Annotated in this window: 18 protein-coding genes; 4 read left to right on the forward strand and 14 right to left on the reverse strand. The window is 68.6% G+C overall.

Translation table 11 applies throughout. The annotated features are described in order from the left end of the window. Window positions 1-170: 170 nt before the first annotated feature. The 3 genes from ACIBG5_RS36420 to ACIBG5_RS36430 all read right to left on the reverse strand — a co-directional run bounded on the left by ACIBG5_RS36420 (window position 171) and on the right by ACIBG5_RS36430 (window position 3,219). Entirely contained in the window at window positions 171-1,124 is a 954-nt protein-coding gene (locus ACIBG5_RS36420; protein WP_396396209.1) for a hypothetical protein, read from the reverse strand. 268 nt (window positions 1,125-1,392) lie between these two features. Then, entirely contained in the window at window positions 1,393-2,910 is a 1,518-nt protein-coding gene (locus tag ACIBG5_RS36425; RefSeq protein ID WP_396396210.1) for a leucyl aminopeptidase family protein, read from the reverse strand. A 141-nt stretch (window positions 2,911-3,051) separates the two neighbouring features. Continuing rightward, the gene (locus tag ACIBG5_RS36430; RefSeq protein ID WP_012923066.1) at window positions 3,052-3,219 is read right to left on the reverse strand and encodes a DUF3117 domain-containing protein; all 168 of its coding nucleotides are present in this window, start codon (window positions 3,217-3,219) and stop codon (window positions 3,052-3,054) included. 165 nt (window positions 3,220-3,384) lie between these two features. Between ACIBG5_RS36430 and ACIBG5_RS36435 the strand changes: the two genes are divergently transcribed. Next, the gene (locus tag ACIBG5_RS36435) at window positions 3,385-4,200 is read left to right on the forward strand and encodes a PaaX family transcriptional regulator C-terminal domain-containing protein (RefSeq protein WP_396396212.1); all 816 of its coding nucleotides are present in this window, start codon (window positions 3,385-3,387) and stop codon (window positions 4,198-4,200) included. A 34-nt stretch (window positions 4,201-4,234) separates the two neighbouring features. After that, on the forward strand, window positions 4,235-5,026 hold the full coding sequence (locus ACIBG5_RS36440) for an enoyl-CoA hydratase/isomerase family protein (RefSeq protein WP_396396214.1): 792 nt from the start codon (window positions 4,235-4,237) through the stop codon (window positions 5,024-5,026). A 360-nt stretch (window positions 5,027-5,386) separates the two neighbouring features. Here ACIBG5_RS36440 and ACIBG5_RS36445 read toward each other — a convergent pair whose 3' ends face one another. The 7 genes from ACIBG5_RS36445 to ACIBG5_RS36475 form a co-directional block, all read right to left on the reverse strand. Next, window positions 5,387-5,947, reverse strand: coding sequence for a DNA-3-methyladenine glycosylase I (locus tag ACIBG5_RS36445; RefSeq protein WP_396396216.1), 561 nt, complete (start codon window positions 5,945-5,947; stop codon window positions 5,387-5,389). Then, window positions 5,944-6,345 carry an SRPBCC family protein gene (locus tag ACIBG5_RS36450; protein WP_396396217.1) on the reverse strand — a complete coding sequence of 134 codons (402 nt, stop codon included), beginning with the start codon at window positions 6,343-6,345 and terminating at the stop codon, window positions 5,944-5,946. Before ACIBG5_RS36450 ends, ACIBG5_RS36445 begins: the two co-directional genes overlap by 4 nt. A 47-nt stretch (window positions 6,346-6,392) precedes the next feature. Continuing rightward, window positions 6,393-7,502: a DivIVA domain-containing protein gene (locus ACIBG5_RS36455; RefSeq protein ID WP_396396482.1), complete on the reverse strand. Its 1,110-nt coding sequence runs from the start codon at window positions 7,500-7,502 to the stop codon at window positions 6,393-6,395. Window positions 7,503-7,578: 76 nt separating this feature from the next. Next, window positions 7,579-8,448, reverse strand: coding sequence for a TIGR00730 family Rossman fold protein (locus ACIBG5_RS36460; protein ID WP_360450936.1), 870 nt, complete (start codon window positions 8,446-8,448; stop codon window positions 7,579-7,581). A 25-nt stretch (window positions 8,449-8,473) separates the two neighbouring features. Then, window positions 8,474-9,553: a succinyl-diaminopimelate desuccinylase gene (gene dapE, locus ACIBG5_RS36465; RefSeq protein WP_396396219.1), complete on the reverse strand. Its 1,080-nt coding sequence runs from the start codon at window positions 9,551-9,553 to the stop codon at window positions 8,474-8,476. Beyond that, window positions 9,553-10,239 (reverse strand): VOC family protein, encoded by a 687-nt coding sequence (locus ACIBG5_RS36470; protein WP_396396220.1) that lies wholly within the window; start codon window positions 10,237-10,239, stop codon window positions 9,553-9,555. The genes dapE and ACIBG5_RS36470 overlap by 1 nt, the downstream gene beginning before the upstream one ends. A 10-nt stretch (window positions 10,240-10,249) precedes the next feature. Continuing rightward, window positions 10,250-10,834 carry a CGNR zinc finger domain-containing protein gene (locus ACIBG5_RS36475; protein WP_396396221.1) on the reverse strand — a complete coding sequence of 195 codons (585 nt, stop codon included), beginning with the start codon at window positions 10,832-10,834 and terminating at the stop codon, window positions 10,250-10,252. Window positions 10,835-10,927: 93 nt separating this feature from the next. Here ACIBG5_RS36475 and ACIBG5_RS36480 point away from each other — a divergent pair, with 93 nt between their 5' ends. Then, window positions 10,928-11,587: a pyridoxal 5'-phosphate synthase gene (locus ACIBG5_RS36480; protein ID WP_396396222.1), complete on the forward strand. Its 660-nt coding sequence runs from the start codon at window positions 10,928-10,930 to the stop codon at window positions 11,585-11,587. Continuing rightward, window positions 11,578-12,246, forward strand: coding sequence for a maleylpyruvate isomerase family mycothiol-dependent enzyme (locus ACIBG5_RS36485; RefSeq protein ID WP_396396223.1), 669 nt, complete (start codon window positions 11,578-11,580; stop codon window positions 12,244-12,246). The genes ACIBG5_RS36480 and ACIBG5_RS36485 overlap by 10 nt, the downstream gene beginning before the upstream one ends. A 106-nt stretch (window positions 12,247-12,352) precedes the next feature. On the opposite strand, the gene ACIBG5_RS36490 is transcribed toward ACIBG5_RS36485, so the two are convergent. The 4 genes from ACIBG5_RS36490 to ACIBG5_RS36505 are packed head-to-tail and all read right to left on the reverse strand — an operon-like array spanning window position 12,353 to window position 17,504. After that, the gene (locus tag ACIBG5_RS36490) at window positions 12,353-14,389 is read right to left on the reverse strand and encodes a DUF4185 domain-containing protein (protein WP_396396225.1); all 2,037 of its coding nucleotides are present in this window, start codon (window positions 14,387-14,389) and stop codon (window positions 12,353-12,355) included. A 10-nt stretch (window positions 14,390-14,399) separates the two neighbouring features. Beyond that, window positions 14,400-15,197, reverse strand: a complete 798-nt coding sequence (locus ACIBG5_RS36495) for a carbohydrate ABC transporter permease (protein ID WP_131359222.1) — start codon at window positions 15,195-15,197, stop codon at window positions 14,400-14,402. Next, window positions 15,187-16,140 (reverse strand): carbohydrate ABC transporter permease, encoded by a 954-nt coding sequence (locus tag ACIBG5_RS36500; RefSeq protein WP_396396226.1) that lies wholly within the window; start codon window positions 16,138-16,140, stop codon window positions 15,187-15,189. The genes ACIBG5_RS36495 and ACIBG5_RS36500 overlap by 11 nt, the downstream gene beginning before the upstream one ends. Window positions 16,141-16,142: 2 nt before the next feature. Then, complete coding sequence (locus ACIBG5_RS36505) at window positions 16,143-17,504, reverse strand: ABC transporter substrate-binding protein (RefSeq protein WP_396396228.1); 1,362 nt, start codon at window positions 17,502-17,504, stop codon at window positions 16,143-16,145. Window positions 17,505-17,530 lie beyond the last annotated feature (26 nt).

Raw genomic sequence — 17,530 nt, forward strand, 5'->3', positions numbered from 1 at the left:
CGCGCCGGCCAACCGCACACCGCTAGCCAACCCACCCTCCGACGGGCTCACCCACCAGAACCCGCGCCGGCCAACCGCACACCGCTAGCCAACCCACCCTCCGACGGGCTCACCCACCAGAACCCGCGCCGGCCAACCGCACACCGCTAGCCAACCCGCACTTTGATGGGTCAACCAGCAAGCGCAGTACGACGGGAGCGGGCGAAGGCACCGCGGATGCGGGCTGCGAGGCGATGGGGATGGTCGAGCTCGGGCCACGTCACACGGACGAGCTCCAGTCCCAACGCCCGAAGCCGATCCTCCCTGAGCTTCTCCTGGATCAGCGTGTCCCGTGATCCGTCGGCGTACTTCGTCAGCCCGTCGAACTCGACGACGACGCCGTGGTCGGCGAAGTGGAAGTCGACCCGCGCGACGAAACCATCGCCGTCGTCGAACACCACCTGAAGCTCGGGCTCCGGTAGACCCTGGTTGTGCATCAACACCCTGAGCCGTGACTCTCCCGCCGACTCGGACAATGGGTTGGCGAATGCGAGCGCGGAACGGATCGTCGGGCCGCCCGGCCAGCACTCGGTCACGTCCACGAGCCGCCGGAGGTCGTCGGCGTTCATGGCCGGATGTCGCAACGCCGCATCCAGACTCACCACCGCTGCCTCGAACGACGTACGCGCGGCGGCTTCGACGACCGCACGGGCCAGCGCGGTCGTTGCCAGACCGTCGACCTGCATCACGTCGGCCCGTCCGAGCAGTCCGCGATGGTGGCGAACACCAGCCTTGACCCCACTCCGCCCCGTCGTACGGGTCAACTGGACCTCGCTGAGATCTGCGCGCCAGACCGGTACGCCGTACTGGACAAGGGCAGAGTGATGACTCACTACGGCCGACCCGGGTTTCATCGAGTTCATCGCCGCGTGAACGAGGAGTCGATGGCGCGCGAGCTGCCGCTCCCATGGCGCCAGGCCGACCAGCTCCTGACGCTCGGCGTACTGCCCGTAGCGCACACGCTCCCAGCGTCCGTCAGCGAGCCGTTCGCGGATCTGTTCCTGGGTATACCCAGCCACGCATGCCTGCCGCGTACTGACCACGCCACCTTGGCCGGCCGCGATTTCCTTCAACTCCGGATTCACGCAAGTCAGCATGCCCGCGTTCCACCGAACGCCGCTCCCCATTCCCTCCCCCTGTGGATAACCCTGATGGGTCAGCCCACGCGACTGTGGGTTGGCCATCCGCGTGCCGTGGGCGAACCCACACTCTGGTGGGTCAACCCACCAGACGGGGCGAAGCGCGGGGGCGGGGGCGAAGCGCGGGGGCGGGGGCGAAGCGCGGGGGCGGGGGCGAAGCGCGGGGGCGGGGGCGAAGCGCGGGGGCGGGGCGAAGCGCGGGATGGGGGTGGGGTCAGCCGATGCCGGAGGTTGGGGTTTCGGAGGTTAGCCAGGTGGTGAGGAGGCGGGCGCCGGCTCCGGTTGCGCCGAGGGAGTACTCGAAGCGGTCGGCCGGGGACTCCGCGATCGACGACAGGTCCAGGTGGGCCCACGGGATGTCGCCCGCGAACGCCTTCAGGAACAGGGCCGCGGTGATCGACCCCGGGCCCTTCGAGCTGTTCACCGAGTCGGCGATCGGCGTCGAGATGAGCTCCTGGTACTGCTCGGCCAGCGGCATCCGCCACAGTTCCTCACCCGACACGCGGCCGGCGTCGGCGAGGTTGTCCGCGAGCGCGTCGTCGGTCGCGAACAGACCGCCGTACAGCATCGAGCCGAGGGACACCTTGATCGCGCCGGTCAGTGTGGCGATGTCGACGATCGCGTCCGGCTTCAGTTCCTTGACCGCGTAGGCGAGGCCGTCGGCCATCACCAGCCGGCCCTCGGCGTCGGTGTTCTTCACCTCGGTGGTGCGGCCGCCGTAGTGCCGGATCACGTCGTCCGGGCGGTACGCCGTACCGGACGGCATGTTCTCCGCGGAGCAGATCAGGCCGGTGACGCGGACGTTCGCGCCGAGCTCGCGCAGCGCCGACATCGTCGCCATCACCGAACCGCCGCCGGTCATGTCCCGCTTCATCGACACCATGCCTTCGCGCGGCTTCAGCGACAGGCCGCCGGTGTCGTAGGTGATGCCCTTGCCGACCAGGACGACGTACGGCGTCTTCTTGGTCGCGCCGGCCGGCACGTAGTCGAGCCGGATGAACCGCGGCGGCCGGGTCGACCCCTTGCCGACCGCGAGGATGCCGCCGAACCCGTCGGCGGCCAGCTTCTTCTCGTCCCAGACGGTGACCTCGAGACCGGACGACTCCGCCAGTTCGGTGGCGCGGGCGGCCATCCAGGCCGGGTCCTTCTCGTTCGACGGGGTGATCGCGAACTGCCGCGCTACCCAGCCGGTCCGCCCGAGCACGATGCCGCGGTCGAGCACCGCCTGCCGCTCCGACGCGGATCCGTCGGTCAGTGTCACCCGGCCGACCACCGGCTTGCCCGTGTCGACCGTCTTCTGGGTGTAGGCGAACGATCCGAGTACGACGCCCTCCGCGACGGCCTGCAGCCTCGCATCGTCGATGCCCTCGGCAACGACCGCGGTGAGCTCGTCCTTGCCGCGGCCGAATCTCGCGATCGCGGCCCCGGCGTGTCGCAGGTCCTTGGCGCTGCCGTCACCGGCGCCCACCAGCAGCACCTCGGTCACCTCGCCGGTCAGCAGCGGATAGCTCGCGGTGGCCCCGGCGGTCGGGCTGAAGCCGGTCGCCTGCTGTACCTCGTACAGGCGGTCGAGATCGACTCCGAGCCGCTCGCCCGCCTCTTTGGCGGCAGCGGGCAGACCGCCCTCGCCGACCACGATCACCCAGGTCGGGGCGCCGTGCACCGGCAGACCGGGCTGCCAGGACACGGCGGGAAGAGTCGGGAAGGTGAACGTGTTGCTGCGGCGAGCCACTAGGAGGACCTCACTGGTTTGATCAAACGTGGGGACTGCATTGTCCGGGGCCAACCGTAACGACCCCGGCCGGTGCCCGAAAAGGCACCCACCGGGGTCGATGAATTGGCAGAGGTACGGAAGGCACCTCGAGGGATCCGCTCAGCCGACGACGGCCTTGAGCGCGTTGCCGAGTTCGGTCGCTTCGTCGGCGTTCAGCTCGACGACTAGCCGGCCGCCGCCCTCGAGCGGAACCCGCATCACGATCCCGCGGCCCTCCTTGGTGACCTCGAGCGGACCATCGCCCGTCCGCGGCTTCATCGCCGCCATGCGCGCACCCCTTCCCAGTGTCGGTGTTGAGCGACGACACCGCGCGGGGAACCGTCGCCGGCGCCGTTGCGGTGATGCGCCGTCGGCGCGTATCGCAGTGTGTATCGCAACCATTATCCCCGATCTCAGGCCAGAGCCGTGCACCATACGGCAGACTCAACTCTTGTGCACGCCCGTTCAGCCCTCTTCGACCTGTACGGCGACCATCTGCGCGCCCGCGGCGCGCGGGCCCCGGTCGCCGCGCTGGTCCGGCTGCTCGCGCCGCTGGGCGTCCATCCGCCGGCGGTGCGTACCGCCGTGTCGCGGATGGTCCGGCAGGGCTGGCTGGAGCCGGTCCGGCTCGACGGACAACCTGGGTACGCATTGACCTCCCGGGCGCGTCGCCGCCTCGACGATGCGGCCGCCCGGATCTACCGGACCAGCCCTGACGGCAGCGGTCCGGCCGGTACGAACGGTTCCTCCGGCTGGGATCAGCACTGGCATCTCGGCATCCTCCGCGAGGTCCCGAACGCGCGCCGCCGCGACCAGCTCGCGAGCCAACTCGCCTTCCTGGGTTGGGCTCCGCTGTCCGACGGCGCCTGGGTCGGCCTGCGCAACGACGCCGAGGTGGACCAGATCCTCGGTGTGGAAGGGATCGCCGCGGATCGGTTCCGCGCACCCGTCGACGCCGGTGCCGTCGAGTTCGCCCGCCGGGTCTGGAAACTGGACGAGCTCGGCGCGTCGTACGACGCCTGGCTGATCGAGGCGAAGGCCCTGGTGGACGGTGCGGGCGACGACACCACCGACGAGCAGGCGTTCGCCGTACGGTCGGAACTGGTGCACGAATGGCGCAAGTTCCTGTTCCTCGACCCGGGCCTGCCGGGCGAACTGTTGCCCGACGACTGGGCCGGAACGCGGGCCGCAGCGTACTTCGATTTCCACGCCGAACGACTGAGCCCCGCGGCCGGGCGTTTCGTCGACGACTGCCTGACACTGCACTGAAAATTCCTCACCGATTGTCAAGGAGCTGACCACGATGAGTGACTCCGTCGCCTACGCCGTCGCCGACGGCGTAGCCACCATCACCCTGAACCGGCCGGACGCGATGAACTCGCTCGACACGCCGACCAAGGTCCTGCTCCGCGACACCGTCCAGGCCGCCGCCGAGGACAACGCCGTACGCGTCGTCGTGCTCACCGGCACTGGGCGGGCGTTCTGCGTCGGCCAGGACCTGAAGGAACACATCGGCCTCCTCGAGGCGAACGACACGGCCGCCCTCTGGAGCACGGTGCCCGACCACTACGCCCCGATCGCCCTCGCCCTCGCCGAGATGCCGAAGCCGGTGATCGCGTCCGTGAACGGGGTCGCGGCCGGTGCCGGCGCGTCGATGGCGTTCGCGTGCGACTTCCGGGTTGTTGCTGACACGGCCGGTTTCAACCTCGCCTTCACCGGCATCGCCCTGTCGTGCGACACCGGCATCTCGTGGACCCTCCCTCGATTGATCGGGCACGCCAAGGCAGTGGAGTTGCTGTACTTCCCTCGGACGATCCCCGCCGCCGAAGCCCTCGACCTCGGGTTGGCCACGTCGGTCGTGCCCGCCGCCGACCTCTCATCCGCCACCGCCGAGCTCGCCACCAAGCTGGCTCATGGACCGACCGTTGCGTACGGCGCTGTGCGGCAGTCGCTCGGCTATTCGGCCACTCACACACTGGCCGAGTCCTTGGTCTACGAAGCGAGCAAGATGCAACAAACCGGCGACACCGAAGACCACCACAACGCCGTCGCCTCCTTCGTCGCCAAGCAAAAACCAACCTTCACCGGCCGCTAGGCCCCCGGCGGCGGTTTGTTGGTGCACCCAACGCGATCGCGCGGGGGCTGAGAAGTTTGGTGGGCTCCCCGGCCGCGTTCCGGCCGGGCGAGTCACGGCCGGACAACCACCTGACAGTCGGGGAGCCCGGAATCACCTCATCACGTTCGGTGCCCGGAGCACAACTCGTTCAGCCGTTTGTGTTCCAAATTGGCCCAGATCCCTTCCACCACAGGCGTTTCCGGGCAATCGTGCCCTTGCACGCGCCACCTGCAAGCCGCAAAGTACGCATGCAGCTGCACGTGCATCGAGGCATGCGACCAGCGCGCGCCACAATCGGCTGCACGCGACCTGGTTTCGGGCCGCCTTACCAGGGCAGGATCAACGGGCGATGCAGGTCGACAGGTGGTCGTTCACGATGCCGCCGGCCTGCATCAGTGCGTACGCCGTCGTCGGGCCGACGAACACGAATCCCTTTTTCTTCAGGGCCTTCGACATCGCGACGGACTCCGGCGTCGTGGCCGGCACATCGCCCAACGTCTTCGGCACCGGCCGATCGACAGGCTGGAACGACCACAGCAGTTCAGTGAACTCGCCGTCGTCCAACTCCAGCAACGCACGTGCGTTGGAGATCGTCGCGTTGATCTTCAGGCGATTCCGGACTATCCCGGGATCGGCCATCAACCGGTCGAAGTCGTCGGTGCCATACTTCGCGATCACCTCTGGATCGAAGTGCGCGAACGCGGCCCGGAAGTTCTCCCGCTTGCGCAGGATGGTGATCCACGACAGCCCGGACTGGAACCCTTCCAGCGTCATCCGCTCGAACAGTCCCCGGTCGTCGCGGATCTCCTTGCCCCACTCGTTGTCGTGGTACTCGATGTACTCCGGCGCAGAGGTCGCCCACCCGCACCGCGGCTGGCCGTCCGGCCCGATCACCGTCACCGCGCGACCTCCCGCACCAACCGCCGCAACGAGATCCGCATCAGTACTTCGAACGCCGACCGCACCACCGGCCACCCCATCCGACCGACTGTCCCCCATGGCGGGACGACGTCCTCTGCCCACGTGAAGGTGCTCCCGACGCCGGTAGGAACGATCGAGAAGGTCCCGGTGCCGGCGACGACGGTACCGAGATGTTTCACCGTGCACTCGCGCGGCGGATCCCAATGTGTGATCACCATGTCGTCAGTGAATCCCAAGCCACCGACAGAAGTGCGCGCCGCGATCCCACCGCCGACACCAATGCCGTCGTGCTCGGTCGCCCAGACGCGGGTCAGCAGCATCCATCGCGACTGCCGCTCCCAGTCGATCGCGGCATCCCAGGCTGCCTGCGGACTCAACGACAGATAGACCGACGCTTCCGCATGACAGTTCCCGTCTGGGTTCATCAGCTCGGCCGCTGGTAAGCACCCTGCTCAGGCGGCGCCGGCTCCTCGTGCTGAGGCGCCGGATCGGGCAGCATCCAGTGTGGCGTCGGGGCGGGCTGCGGCCCGGCCGCCGGCACCGAACGCTGCTGGCCCGGCTGGGAGCCGTCAGCCGCGGGCGGCTGCTCGGGGGCGGGCCGCTGGTACCACGCCTCGCCCTCGGGCTCGTACGACGCGGACTCGGGCTCGGGAGCTGGCGTGTCCGACTGCCGAGGCGGTGTCGACTGCTGAGGGGCAGGCTGACGGTCGGCCGGAGTACGCCGGGGTGGTCCGGGCTGGGACTGGGCTTCGAGGAGTGCGCGGGCCTCGGCCTGCAGACGCTCGTACTCGTCCGCCGCGGCCGCGTGGGAAGCGGCGGACCGCTCTGCAGCCGTCTGCTCGGTGGTGACAGGCTGCTCGGCAGTCACAGGCTCGTCGGCAGCGACAGGCTGCTGCAGAGTCAGGGGCGGCCGGGCTGCGGCCGGCGACACCTCCTGAGCCGCAGCAGGCTGCACCCCAGCGGCGGTCTGCGCACCGCCCGCGGTCTGAGCGCTGCCGGCGGTCTGAGCGCCGCCAGGCGTAGGCGAGGCGGATCCGGTCTGCTGACCTCCGGCGGCCGCCTGCTCCGGCGACACGCTGGGCTGCCCGGGCGACGGAGCGGCCTCCTCGGACGTCACGACAGGCTGCTCCGAGGTGTCCGACTCCGGGAAGTCGCCACCGACCATGATCGGCTCCTGCGCCCCGGTGTCGTCGAAGTCGGTCGCGCTGTACCGGGACCGGGACGTGAATCCCGCCCCGTCCGGCGCCTCCACGATCGGCGCGACGGCACGCTCGAGGTCGGCGATCCGACGGTCGCGCTCGGCGACCTCCTTCGCGACCCGCTCGAGCAGCGTGTCCACCTCGTCCATCCGGTAGCCGCGCAGTCCGACCGCGAACCGGGCCGACTCGATGTCCGCCGAGCTCAGCGCCTGCCGCGCAGGCACAGTCATGTCAGGCCGATCGTCGTACGCCGTACTCATGGCACCCCAACGACCCGAGGCCACCACTGCGACAGCCCCGATCAACAGCACCACGATCAGCCCGAAGAACCACATCACGGGTCCGATCGTGCCATGCCGCTCCAGTCACCCGCACAGTCGGCAGGGTTTCGGCCGTGCTTCACGGGCCGGTTCAGCTCCCGTCCGAGCCGAGCCGGTGCGCCTCGCGACGCTCGCGGGCCTCCGGGTTGTTCGCCTCAGCCACGTCCCGAGCAGCGGCGGCCGCGGCCTCCTCAGCGGCGGCGTCGGCCCCTTCACCGGCCTTGACGATGTAGCTGATCGCCTCGTCCACGTCGTCGGTGATGGTGAACATCTCCAGGTCGGCCGCGGAAATCTTCCCGTCCACGAGCATCGTGTCCCGCAGCCAGTCCGCCAGCCCACCCCAGTACGACGTGCCGAACAGGACGACCGGGAACGACGTGACCTTCCGGGTCTGGGCCAGCGTGAGCGCCTCGAACAGCTCGTCCAGCGTGCCGAACCCGCCCGGCATCACCACGAACCCCTGCGCGTACTTCACGAACATGGTCTTGCGGGTGAAGAAGTAGCGGAAGTTCATCCCGACGTCGACCCACTCGTTCAGGCCGTTCTCGAAGGGCAGCTCGATGCCGAGCCCGACCGACACGCCGCCGGCCTCGGAGGCGCCCTTGTTCGCCGCCTCCATCACACCGGGTCCACCACCGGTGATCACGGCGTAACCGGAGCCGACCAGCTTCCGCCCGAACTCCTCGGCGGCGGCGTACATCGGCTCGTTCGGCTTGGTCCGGGCCGAACCGAACACGCTGATCGCGGCGCCGAGCTCGGCGAGCATGCCGAAGCCCTCGATGAACTCCGACTGGATCCGCAGTACCCGCCACGGGTCGGTGTGCACCCAGTCGCTCGGGCCGCGGCTGTCCAGCAGGCGCTGCTCCGACGTGGATTGCTGCACCTGGTTGCGGCGCATCACCACCGGCCCGCGCTGCTGGTGGCCGGGCGGGCGGTCGGGGTGGATCGACGGTTCTGCCATACCCCCAGGTTAGGTCGTCAGGTATTTACCAGCCTGGCGACGCGGGCTCCGTCAACCAAGTCCTCAACCTTTGTTCACACAGCTCGGTCTCGGCCTCCGGCACGAACTCGTCCTGCTTGTGCGCGTACAGCGGGTCGCCGGGCCCGTAGTTCACCGCCGGTACGCCGAGCAGCGTGAACCGGGCCACGTCGGTCCACCCGAACTTCGGCTTCGGCTCACCCCCGACCACCTGCAGGAACGCCGCCGCGGCCGGCCGCTCCAGCCCGGGCAGCCCGCCCGGCGCAGAGTCGGTGACAGCGATCTCGAACCCGTCGAACACCTCCCGGAGGTGCGCCTCCGCCTCCGCCTCCGACCGGCTCGGGGCGAACCGGTAGTTGATCTCCACCGTGCACAGATCCGGTACGACGTTGCCCGCGACGCCACCGCGGATCGCGACCGCGTTCAGGCCCTCGCGGTACTCCAGGCCGTCGATCGGCACCCGCCGCGGCTCGTACGCCGCCAGTCGCGCGAGGATCTCCCCCGCGGCGTGGATCGCGTTCTTCCCCATCCAGGACCGGGCCGAGTGCGCCCGCTCGCCGCGGGTGGTGACGTCGATCCGCATCGTGCCCTGGCAGCCGGCCTCGACGACCGCGTTCGACGGCTCCATCACGACCGCGAACACGCCCTCGAGGAGCTCCGGGTTCGACCGGGTCAGCTTGAACAGGCCGTTCCGCTCGGCCTCGACCTCTTCACAGTCGTAGAAGACGTACGTGACGTCGCGGTTCGGCTCGGCCAGCGTCGCGGCGAGCCGGAGCCCGACCGCGACCCCGCCCTTCATGTCGCAGGCGCCGAGCCCGTGGATCAGGCCGTCGGCGCGCCGGGCCGGGAGGTTGTCGTTCAGCGGCACGGTGTCGAGGTGCCCGGCGATGACGATCCGCTCGTCCCGGCCGAGATCGGTGCGCGCGACCACGGTGTTGCCGTGCCGGAACACCTTCAGATGGGCGTACGCCGACAGCGCCGCCTCGACCTCGTCCGCGAGCGTTTCCTCCGTCCCACTGACCGAGGAGATGTTGACCAGCGCCTCGGTCAGATCCGGGCCGGGCATGGTCAGGTCGAGCTTGTTCATCAAGCGTCCTCCGCCGGGGGTACGAATACGCAGAACTCGTTGCCCTCAGGGTCGGCGCAGACGGTCCAGCCGATCGCGCCGTCCTTGGGTCGCAGCAGTGTCGCACCCGCCTCGAGCACCGGCTGCAACGCGGGCGCGGTGACATCCCAGTGCACCCTGTTCTTCACCGTCTTCGGCTCCGGCACCGGCACGAAGACCCAGTACTGGAACGGCAGCCCCGGCACGTTCTCCAGCCAGTTGTACGGCGTACCCGGCCGACTGCCGAAGTCACCACCGACCACGCCATGCCACCAGCGCGCCTGCGCCTCGGGATCGGCTGCGTCGACGATGAGCTCCAGCACCTTGTACGCCGGGACGGTGGTGCGCACGAACCCGCAGAACTCGCCGCCCTCCGGGTCCTCCATCACGGTCCACAGCTGCTCGTCATTGGCCGGCACCTGGATCGTCGCGCCCTGCCGCTCGAGGTCCGCGATCGCGCCGGTGGCGACGTCCAGGTGGACGCGCTGCTTCACCGTCCGCGGCTCGTCCACCTTGTTGATCCAGATGGTCTTCTCCGGTACGTCGCCGACCAGCACGTTCGGGTTGTCGGCCGGCGAGGTCAGCCCCAGGATGTTCCCCCAGAACGCCGTCATCGCGCTCGGGCACGTCACATCGATACACAAGTCTTTGAAACGTGCGACGGTCATAGCCCACAGGCTATCGGCCGTGCCGCCGGCGGTAATGGCGGTTCACGCGCTCGCGGTTCCCGCAGGACGGGGAGCACCAGGTCTGGCGTGGATCGTCCTGGAGGAAGTACTTCACGCAGCGCGCCGCCGGGCAGGCGCGGAGCCGGACGCGGTCCGGACCGGCCAGGAAATCGATCGCGGAACGGCCGACCGCGCCGACCAGCAGCGTGACCGGATCGTCGGTCCGCCCAGCCCACTTGGTGACCGGTACGCCGTCTTCGGGCCAGTCCAACTGGGTGGTCCCGAGCCGGTCGGCAGCGCGGTTCACCATTCGCAGTGCCGCCCCGGCATCGATCAGCCGATCCGCATCCGCCGTACTCGCGGGGCGCGGCGCGACCGCGCGGGCGAAGAGTGCTCGTACGGCGCCGCGGACACGCACGAGTTCGGCTCGCGCGTCGTCGGTGCCCTCGAACGGGCGACCGAGCACCTCCGTGACGAGATCCCCGTGCTGCTCGACCCAGGTGGCGGCGTCGGCGGGCGTCGCGAGAAGGTCCGCCACACGGCCGTTGCCATCGTGCCGAATCGTCGCCGCGAGAGCGAAAGCCAGCGTGCTCACAGTCGCAGTCTAATGGGATACCGGGTTGCTGCCATGTGAGTCGCTGCTCTAGGGTCACTAACGCGACAGGCCGCACCTACCGTTAGGCACTCGATGACCGACCTCCGCACCAGACTGCGCGCAGTCCCGACGTTGACCGGGACTCCGCCGGCGTTCGATCCGGCGCGTACGCCGGAGGCACCGCATCCGCTGTTCGTCGAATGGCTGCTCGCCGCGGTCGACCAGCAGATCCCGGAGCCGTGTGCCGCGACGCTGTCGACGGTGCGCGCCGACGGGCGTCCGAACGGGCGGGTCCTGATCCTGAAGGACGTCACCGAGGACGGATGGCAGTTCGCCTCGTCGTCGACCAGCCGGAAGGGCGAGGAGCTCGCCGCCACGCCGTACGCCGCTCTGACGTTCTACTGGATCCCGCTCGGGCGCCAGGTGCGCGTGCTGGGGACGGTCGAGGCCGCGGATCCGCAGGACTCGGCGCGGGACTTCCTGTCTCGTCCGGCGCCTGCCCGGGCCGAGACGCTGGCTGGGCGGCAGAGCGCCGTACTGGAGGATCCGGCCGACATCGAGGCGGCGGTCGCGGAGCAGATCGAGCGGTTGAACGCCGAGCCTGGTGTGGTCGCGTCGAACTGGACTCTCTACACGCTGCGAGCCGACGAGGTCGAGTTCTGGCAGGCGGATCCGGACCGTCGCCACCTCCGCCTTCGCTACCGGCTCGACGACCCGACTCTTCCGTGGACCAAGGAGCGCTTGTGGCCCTGAACGACGTCAAGACAGCAGTCGCGCAACTGACCGCGTTGGTGACAGACCTCGACGACGAAACTGCCCGCGGCGCGTCGGTCCTGCCCGGCTGGTCCCGCGGTCACGTCATCACCCACATCGCGAACTTCTCCGAGGCGATGACGCGGCAGGTGGAGGAAGCCCTCCAGGGTCGGCTCGTCGAGTTCTACGACGGCGGCCGCCCAGCCCGGGACGCCGCCATCGAGGCCGGCGCCAACCGCCCCGCCGCCGTGCTCGAGTCCCACCTCAACTCGGCCACCACCGGCCTACTCACCGCCTTCGGCAAACTCACACCCGACGACTGGCAGCGCCCCATCACCCACCGCACCAGCAACCTGGCCGCGGCCCTCAACACCACCTGGCGCGAGCTCCTCATCCACACCACAGACCTAGGCCTGGCCATCACCCCAGGCGACTGGCCTCCCGCCTTCTGCGTGCACCTCCTGGAGTTCCTCCGCCCCCGCACTCCCGAAGACCTCACCCTCATCCTGGTCCCCACCGAAGGCCCCACCTGGCAGTCCGGCGCCGGCGAACCCCGAACCCTCGCCGGCGAACTCCAAGCCCTGACCGCCTGGTACGCGGGCCGCACCCCCGCCACCCCGGTCCGCGGCGAGCTGCCCGATCTGCTGCCCTGGCCCTGAGCCGCGGACCTGCAGCACTCATCAACTGCCGGGTCACCGGCGCCGTACGCGGGGAATGAGCGTGCCGGCGGCGATTTTCGGCAATTGGTGAGTGCTGGGCGTCCGCCTACCCGACCGTGAAGTCGTCGACCTGAATGAAGGTGTCGACGTTGGGGGCGTTGAAGCCGGCGTAGACGGTCAGTTCGTGGGTGTTGGCCGGGACCTTCACCGTGACTTCGTGGTGGACGTAGCCGGTGGATGCTCCGAAGGTGGTGGAGGCTAGGTCCTGAGTGCCGTTGCGGACGCCGAAGCGGCCTTGGTCGGCGGGCAGGTTGGCGGAGGCGTTGATCCAGGAGCCGAAGGTGTAGGTGGCGCCTGGGGTGACGGGGATGGTTTGGTACAGGGCGCTCCACCCGGTGCAGGTGCAGCGGATCCAGCCGTTGTTCGCGCCGGAGTGGGCGAAGCCGAGTCCACGGTCGACACCGTTGGCCGCCGTACCCTCGAACAGCCACGCCGGCTTCCCGCCGCCGGTCCCCTCGAAGCCACCATCCGCGAGTTGAGCGACGTACCTGACCGCCAACTCCGACACGGACGTGAAGCTCCGCGTCCCGCCCGGCAGTCCGATCACCCGCACACCATCGGTCTCCTGCACCGGAAACGTGATCGTGTACGTCGTGTTGGCACCGGCCGAGACATCACCCGGGTACGCCGGTAACACGGTCTGCGCACCGACCTCGACCCACTCACCGTTCTGACGAACCTGCACCCGCGGCCGACCCGTGAAGAATCCACCCTGTGCCGATACCGCACCCGAGGTGAACGACACGTTGTTCACCTTGTGGCCAGACGGCCACTGGTAGCCCCACCACGACGCACCCTTCACCTCGTCGTCGAAGTCGGTCTCGCTCCCGGTCGTCGCACCATCGTTCATCAGCGCCAGACTCCCGGACTGCGTCGACTTGGAGATCGCGACGGCACCCGAAGACGGCGCCGCCAGGTTCTCAGGTCCGGGCAGATTGTCAGCCGGCGCATCGGACGACGGCGTCAAGACGAGCTTGCGCAGGTTGAAGTTGTAGACCGACGTCCCGATCCCGCCACCACCGCACGGGCAGACGTTCGCCTGGATGTACATCGTCTTGCCGTCCGGCTGCACGAACTTCGACGGGATGGTCACGCCGTACCCGCCGTACTTCGAGGTCGACCACGGGTACCCGCCGAAGTCCTTGCTCATGAAGTGCTTCCACGGACCCCACGGCGTCGGCGACTCGTAGAACTCGAAGGTGTACTCCGTCCAGGACGTGTACACGTACCGCTTCTGCTGAGCCAGGTACGTGACCCCGCCCTGACTGATCACACTCAGGTTCGAGGCGTTCGTCCCGTACGTCTGTGCGTACAGCCGGCGCTGGTCGGTCAGCACCGGCTTCCGGTCCGCGATCTTCGCCGACCATCCGGACCCGGTGTAGAAGTTCCACGCCCCGCGATCCTGGACCTTCCCGCGAGGCACCCGCGCCAGGAACACGCTCTGCGGATCCGCCACCGTGTCGTCGAACGAATCCCGCCAGTTCCCGTCCAGCCCATAGGCATAGACGTACCCGTCGGGCGCAAGCGCCCCGCCCTTCCCGAAGTCCGCGAACCAGATCGTCGTGAACACATGGTCGGAGAACATCGGCTTGCTCTTGTCCCAGGTCCAGGTCCGCCCGTGGTCGGTGGACTTCAGGATCGTCGCGGCCGGTACGTCGTTGAAGTCCAGCGCGAGGTCCTGGACAGCCAGGTACATCGTGTCGCCGACGCACACCATCCCGGTGGGTTTGCGGTTGTACCCGGGCCCGCTCCAGATCGATCCGACCTGGTCGCCCTTCGAGATCGTTGCCCCGGACAAGTTCCCCGGCGTTCCGTTGATCTCGCTGACCGCGATGTCCGCGAAGTCCTGGTCCAGGCTGAAGCCCTTGCCGTCACCGTTCGCGGCGTACAGCTTGTCGTTGCCGGCCCAGCAGGACGGCCACAGGTCGCCGTCGCTCGGGCTGGGTGTCCCCTTCGACTCCACCTGTGCCGTGCCGACGGCGGTCGACGTGGCGGCAACCGGCGGCGAGTCGGAGGATTGGGTGAGCAGTGTCGCCGTTCCGAAGACCAGCGGCAGGACAGCAAGCAGAGCCCCACGCTTCATGAGCGTTCCTTTACTTGAGGCCGGTCGTCTTCATCGCGTCGACCAGACGTTTCTGGCCCGCGACGAACACCACGACCGTCGGGATGGCCGCAATCACCGCGGCCGCGAGAATGAGGTTCCAGGCCGAGGCGTACTGCCCCTGCATCCCGGACACACCGAGCTGGATCACCCGCAGGTCCGGGTTCCTGGTGATGGTCAGCGGCCACAGGAACGCGTTCCAGTTGGCCAGGAAGAACAGCACCGACAGCGACGCGAGCACCGGCCGGCTGAGCGGCAGGATGACGCTCCAGTACCGCCGCCAGTACCCGCAGCCGTCCAGGTCGGCCGCCTCCTCCAGCTCCCGCGGGATGTTCAGGTAGTACTGCCGGAGCAGGAAGATGCCGAAGGCATGGAAAATGCTGGGCACGATCAGGCCGGCGTAGCTGTCCAGCAGCCCGAGTTGCTTGGCCACCAGGAACAGCGGCACCAGGATCACCGGCAGCGACACCAGCAGCGTCGACATGATGCCGGAGAAGATGATCCCGCGCCCCGGGAACCGCAGCCGGGCCAGCGCGTACGCCGCCATCGAGTGGAAGAACAACGCGACCACAGTGACGACCACCGACACGATCGCACTGTTCAGCATGAACCGCGGCATCGGGATCTTCAGCAGGACGTACTGCAGATTGTCCAGCGTCCAGGTGGTCGGCCAGCCGAAGTTGAAGACGTCCTCGGCCGGCTTGAGCGCGCTGATCGCGATCCACAGCAACGGCAGTACGGCGATGATCGCCAGCACGTGCGCCAGGATGGGCAGGAATCTAATCCTCATCGAAGCGGCCTCCTCGGGTGAAGCCGAACATCAGGCCGGTGCAGATCACCAGGATCGCGACGACCACGGTGGTCAGCGCAGCGGCGTACCCCATGTTGTTAAAGGTGAACGCCTGCTCGTAGATGTAGAGCACGACCGTGCTGGTGGCGCGGGCCGGTCCGCCCTTGGTGAGAACGAAGACCAGGTCGAACGCCTGCAGACCGGTGACCGCGCCGATCGTCGAGTTGACCACGACGAAGAAGCTGGTCGGGCGGAGCAGCGGCCAGATCACGTAGCGGAATCGTTGCCACGAGCTCGCGCCGTCGATCTGCGCGGCGTCCTCGAGCTCCTTCGGTACGTCTTTCAACCCGGCCAGGAAGACGAGCATCTGATACCCCATCAGGAACCAGACACTGATCACCACATAGGTGCCGAGCGCGAGTGACGGCGTACCGAGGAAGGACACGTCCCCGAGGCCGAACGGCCCGAGGAGCTTGGACAGCGCGCCGCGCTTGTCGACCAGCAGGAACTGCCAGATCAGGCCGACCACGACCAGGCTGACCACGTTCGGCAGGAAGAACGCCGAGCGGACCCAGCCGATGCCCTTGAAGTGGTTGCGGACCAGCATGGCCAGCGCGAAGCTCACGACGAACGCGATCGGTACGAAGGTGACGACGTAGATCGCGGTGACCTTCAGCGACGCCCAGAGCTGGTCGTCGCCGGCCATCAACTTGTAGTTGGCCAGACCGACGTACTGGTAGTTGCCGAAGCCGTCGACCTTGAAGAACGCGACGCCGAAGGCGAGCACCATCGGCAGTGCGACGAAGATCAGCAGGCCGATGGTGTCCGGCGCGAGGAAGGCGTACGCCGCCAGTGCCTCGCGCCGTTTCCGCGTCATCCCGGCCTTGGCTCTGGGTGCCTGGGCCTTCTTCCGTGCGGTGGTGGGAGGGGCTGTCGTGGTCACCATCAGCTGATCGGCGCGCCCTGATAGGTCTTCAGGAAGGTGTCGATCTTCGCCGCCGCGTCAGCCGCCGCCTTGGCGGGGTCGGACGCGTTCAGCTGGCAGGCCTGGATCGCGTCCGCGATCGGCTGGTACACCTCCGGTGGGAACCGCGGCTCCGGCTTGCCGGTCGGCGCGATCTCGCTGACGAACTTCTTCAGCGCGCCGTCGGCGAACGCACCCTTGGCATCCGCGGCCTGCTGGACCGACTTGCGCGGCGGCAGGTTGGTCTTCACGACGGTGTTCCACTGCCGCTGGCGTTCGATGCCGGCGGCATCGGTCGAGCCGAGCGCCCAGCTGATGAACTTCGCCGCGGCCTCTGGGTTCGCGCCCTTGGAGTTGGCCACGAACGCCCAGCCGCCGAGGTCGGTGGCCGGCTTGCCGCCGTCCGGGGTCGGGTGCGGGATGATGCCGTACTTGAAGGTCTTGGCCTTCGCACGCAGGTCCGCGACCGCCCAGATGCCGCTCTGCTGCATCGCGGCCGCGCCGGAGCCGAGGTTGGACACGACGTCACCGCCGCCGTCGCCGAGCGCCTTGCGCGGGGCCACCTTGTGCTGGATGGAGTCCTGCCAGAACTTCAGTGCCTGGACGGCGGCCGGCGAGTCGAACGCGACCTTGCCGTCCTTGATCGGCGTACCGTCGCCCTGCCAGAGGAACGGGTACCAGGTGAAGTTCTGGTAGTAGCCGGGCAGCGTCTCGAACATCACGCCGTACCGGTCCTTGCCGGTCAGCTTCTCCGCGACCGCGATGGTCTGGTCCCAGGTCTTCGGCAGGTCCGCCTCGGACAGGCCGGCCTTCTCGAACGCGGTCTCGCTGTAGTACATCGCCAGCGGCTCGATCTCCATCGGCAGGCCGTAGACCTTGCCGTCGACGCTGCGCGCCTCGAGCAGGCCGGGCAGGTAGTCGGCCTTCGACTCGTCGGACAACGCCGAGCCGAGGTCCTGCAGGACGCCGCCGTTGTAGTAGCGCAGGAAGTCGCCGGGGCTGATCAGGAAGATGTCCGGGCCCTGCCCCGACTGGAACGCGGTCTGCAGGGTGGTCCCGTTCAGATAGTCCTTGCCGGGGATGTAGCGCAGCTTGACCTTGACGTCGTTGTTCTTGTTCCACTCCGCGACGGTGTCGACGAACCACTTGCTCTGTGGGCCTTGGTCGTCGGACGGGCCGTAGAAGTTCCAGAACGACATCTCCTTGGCGTTGCCGCCGGAGTCGTCGCCACCACAGGCGGACAGCAGCGGTACGCCGGCCGCCGACGCGGCGACGGCGCCGAGTCCGCCGCGCAGGATCGAGCGGCGGCTGAGCTGCCTGGCAGAGAAGGGTGTTGCGGCCATCAGGTGCTCCAGGGGTGTGCTCTCGA

The sequence above is a fragment of the Kribbella sp. NPDC050241 genome (assembly GCF_044459685.1).
Classification (GTDB): domain Bacteria; phylum Actinomycetota; class Actinomycetes; order Propionibacteriales; family Kribbellaceae; genus Kribbella.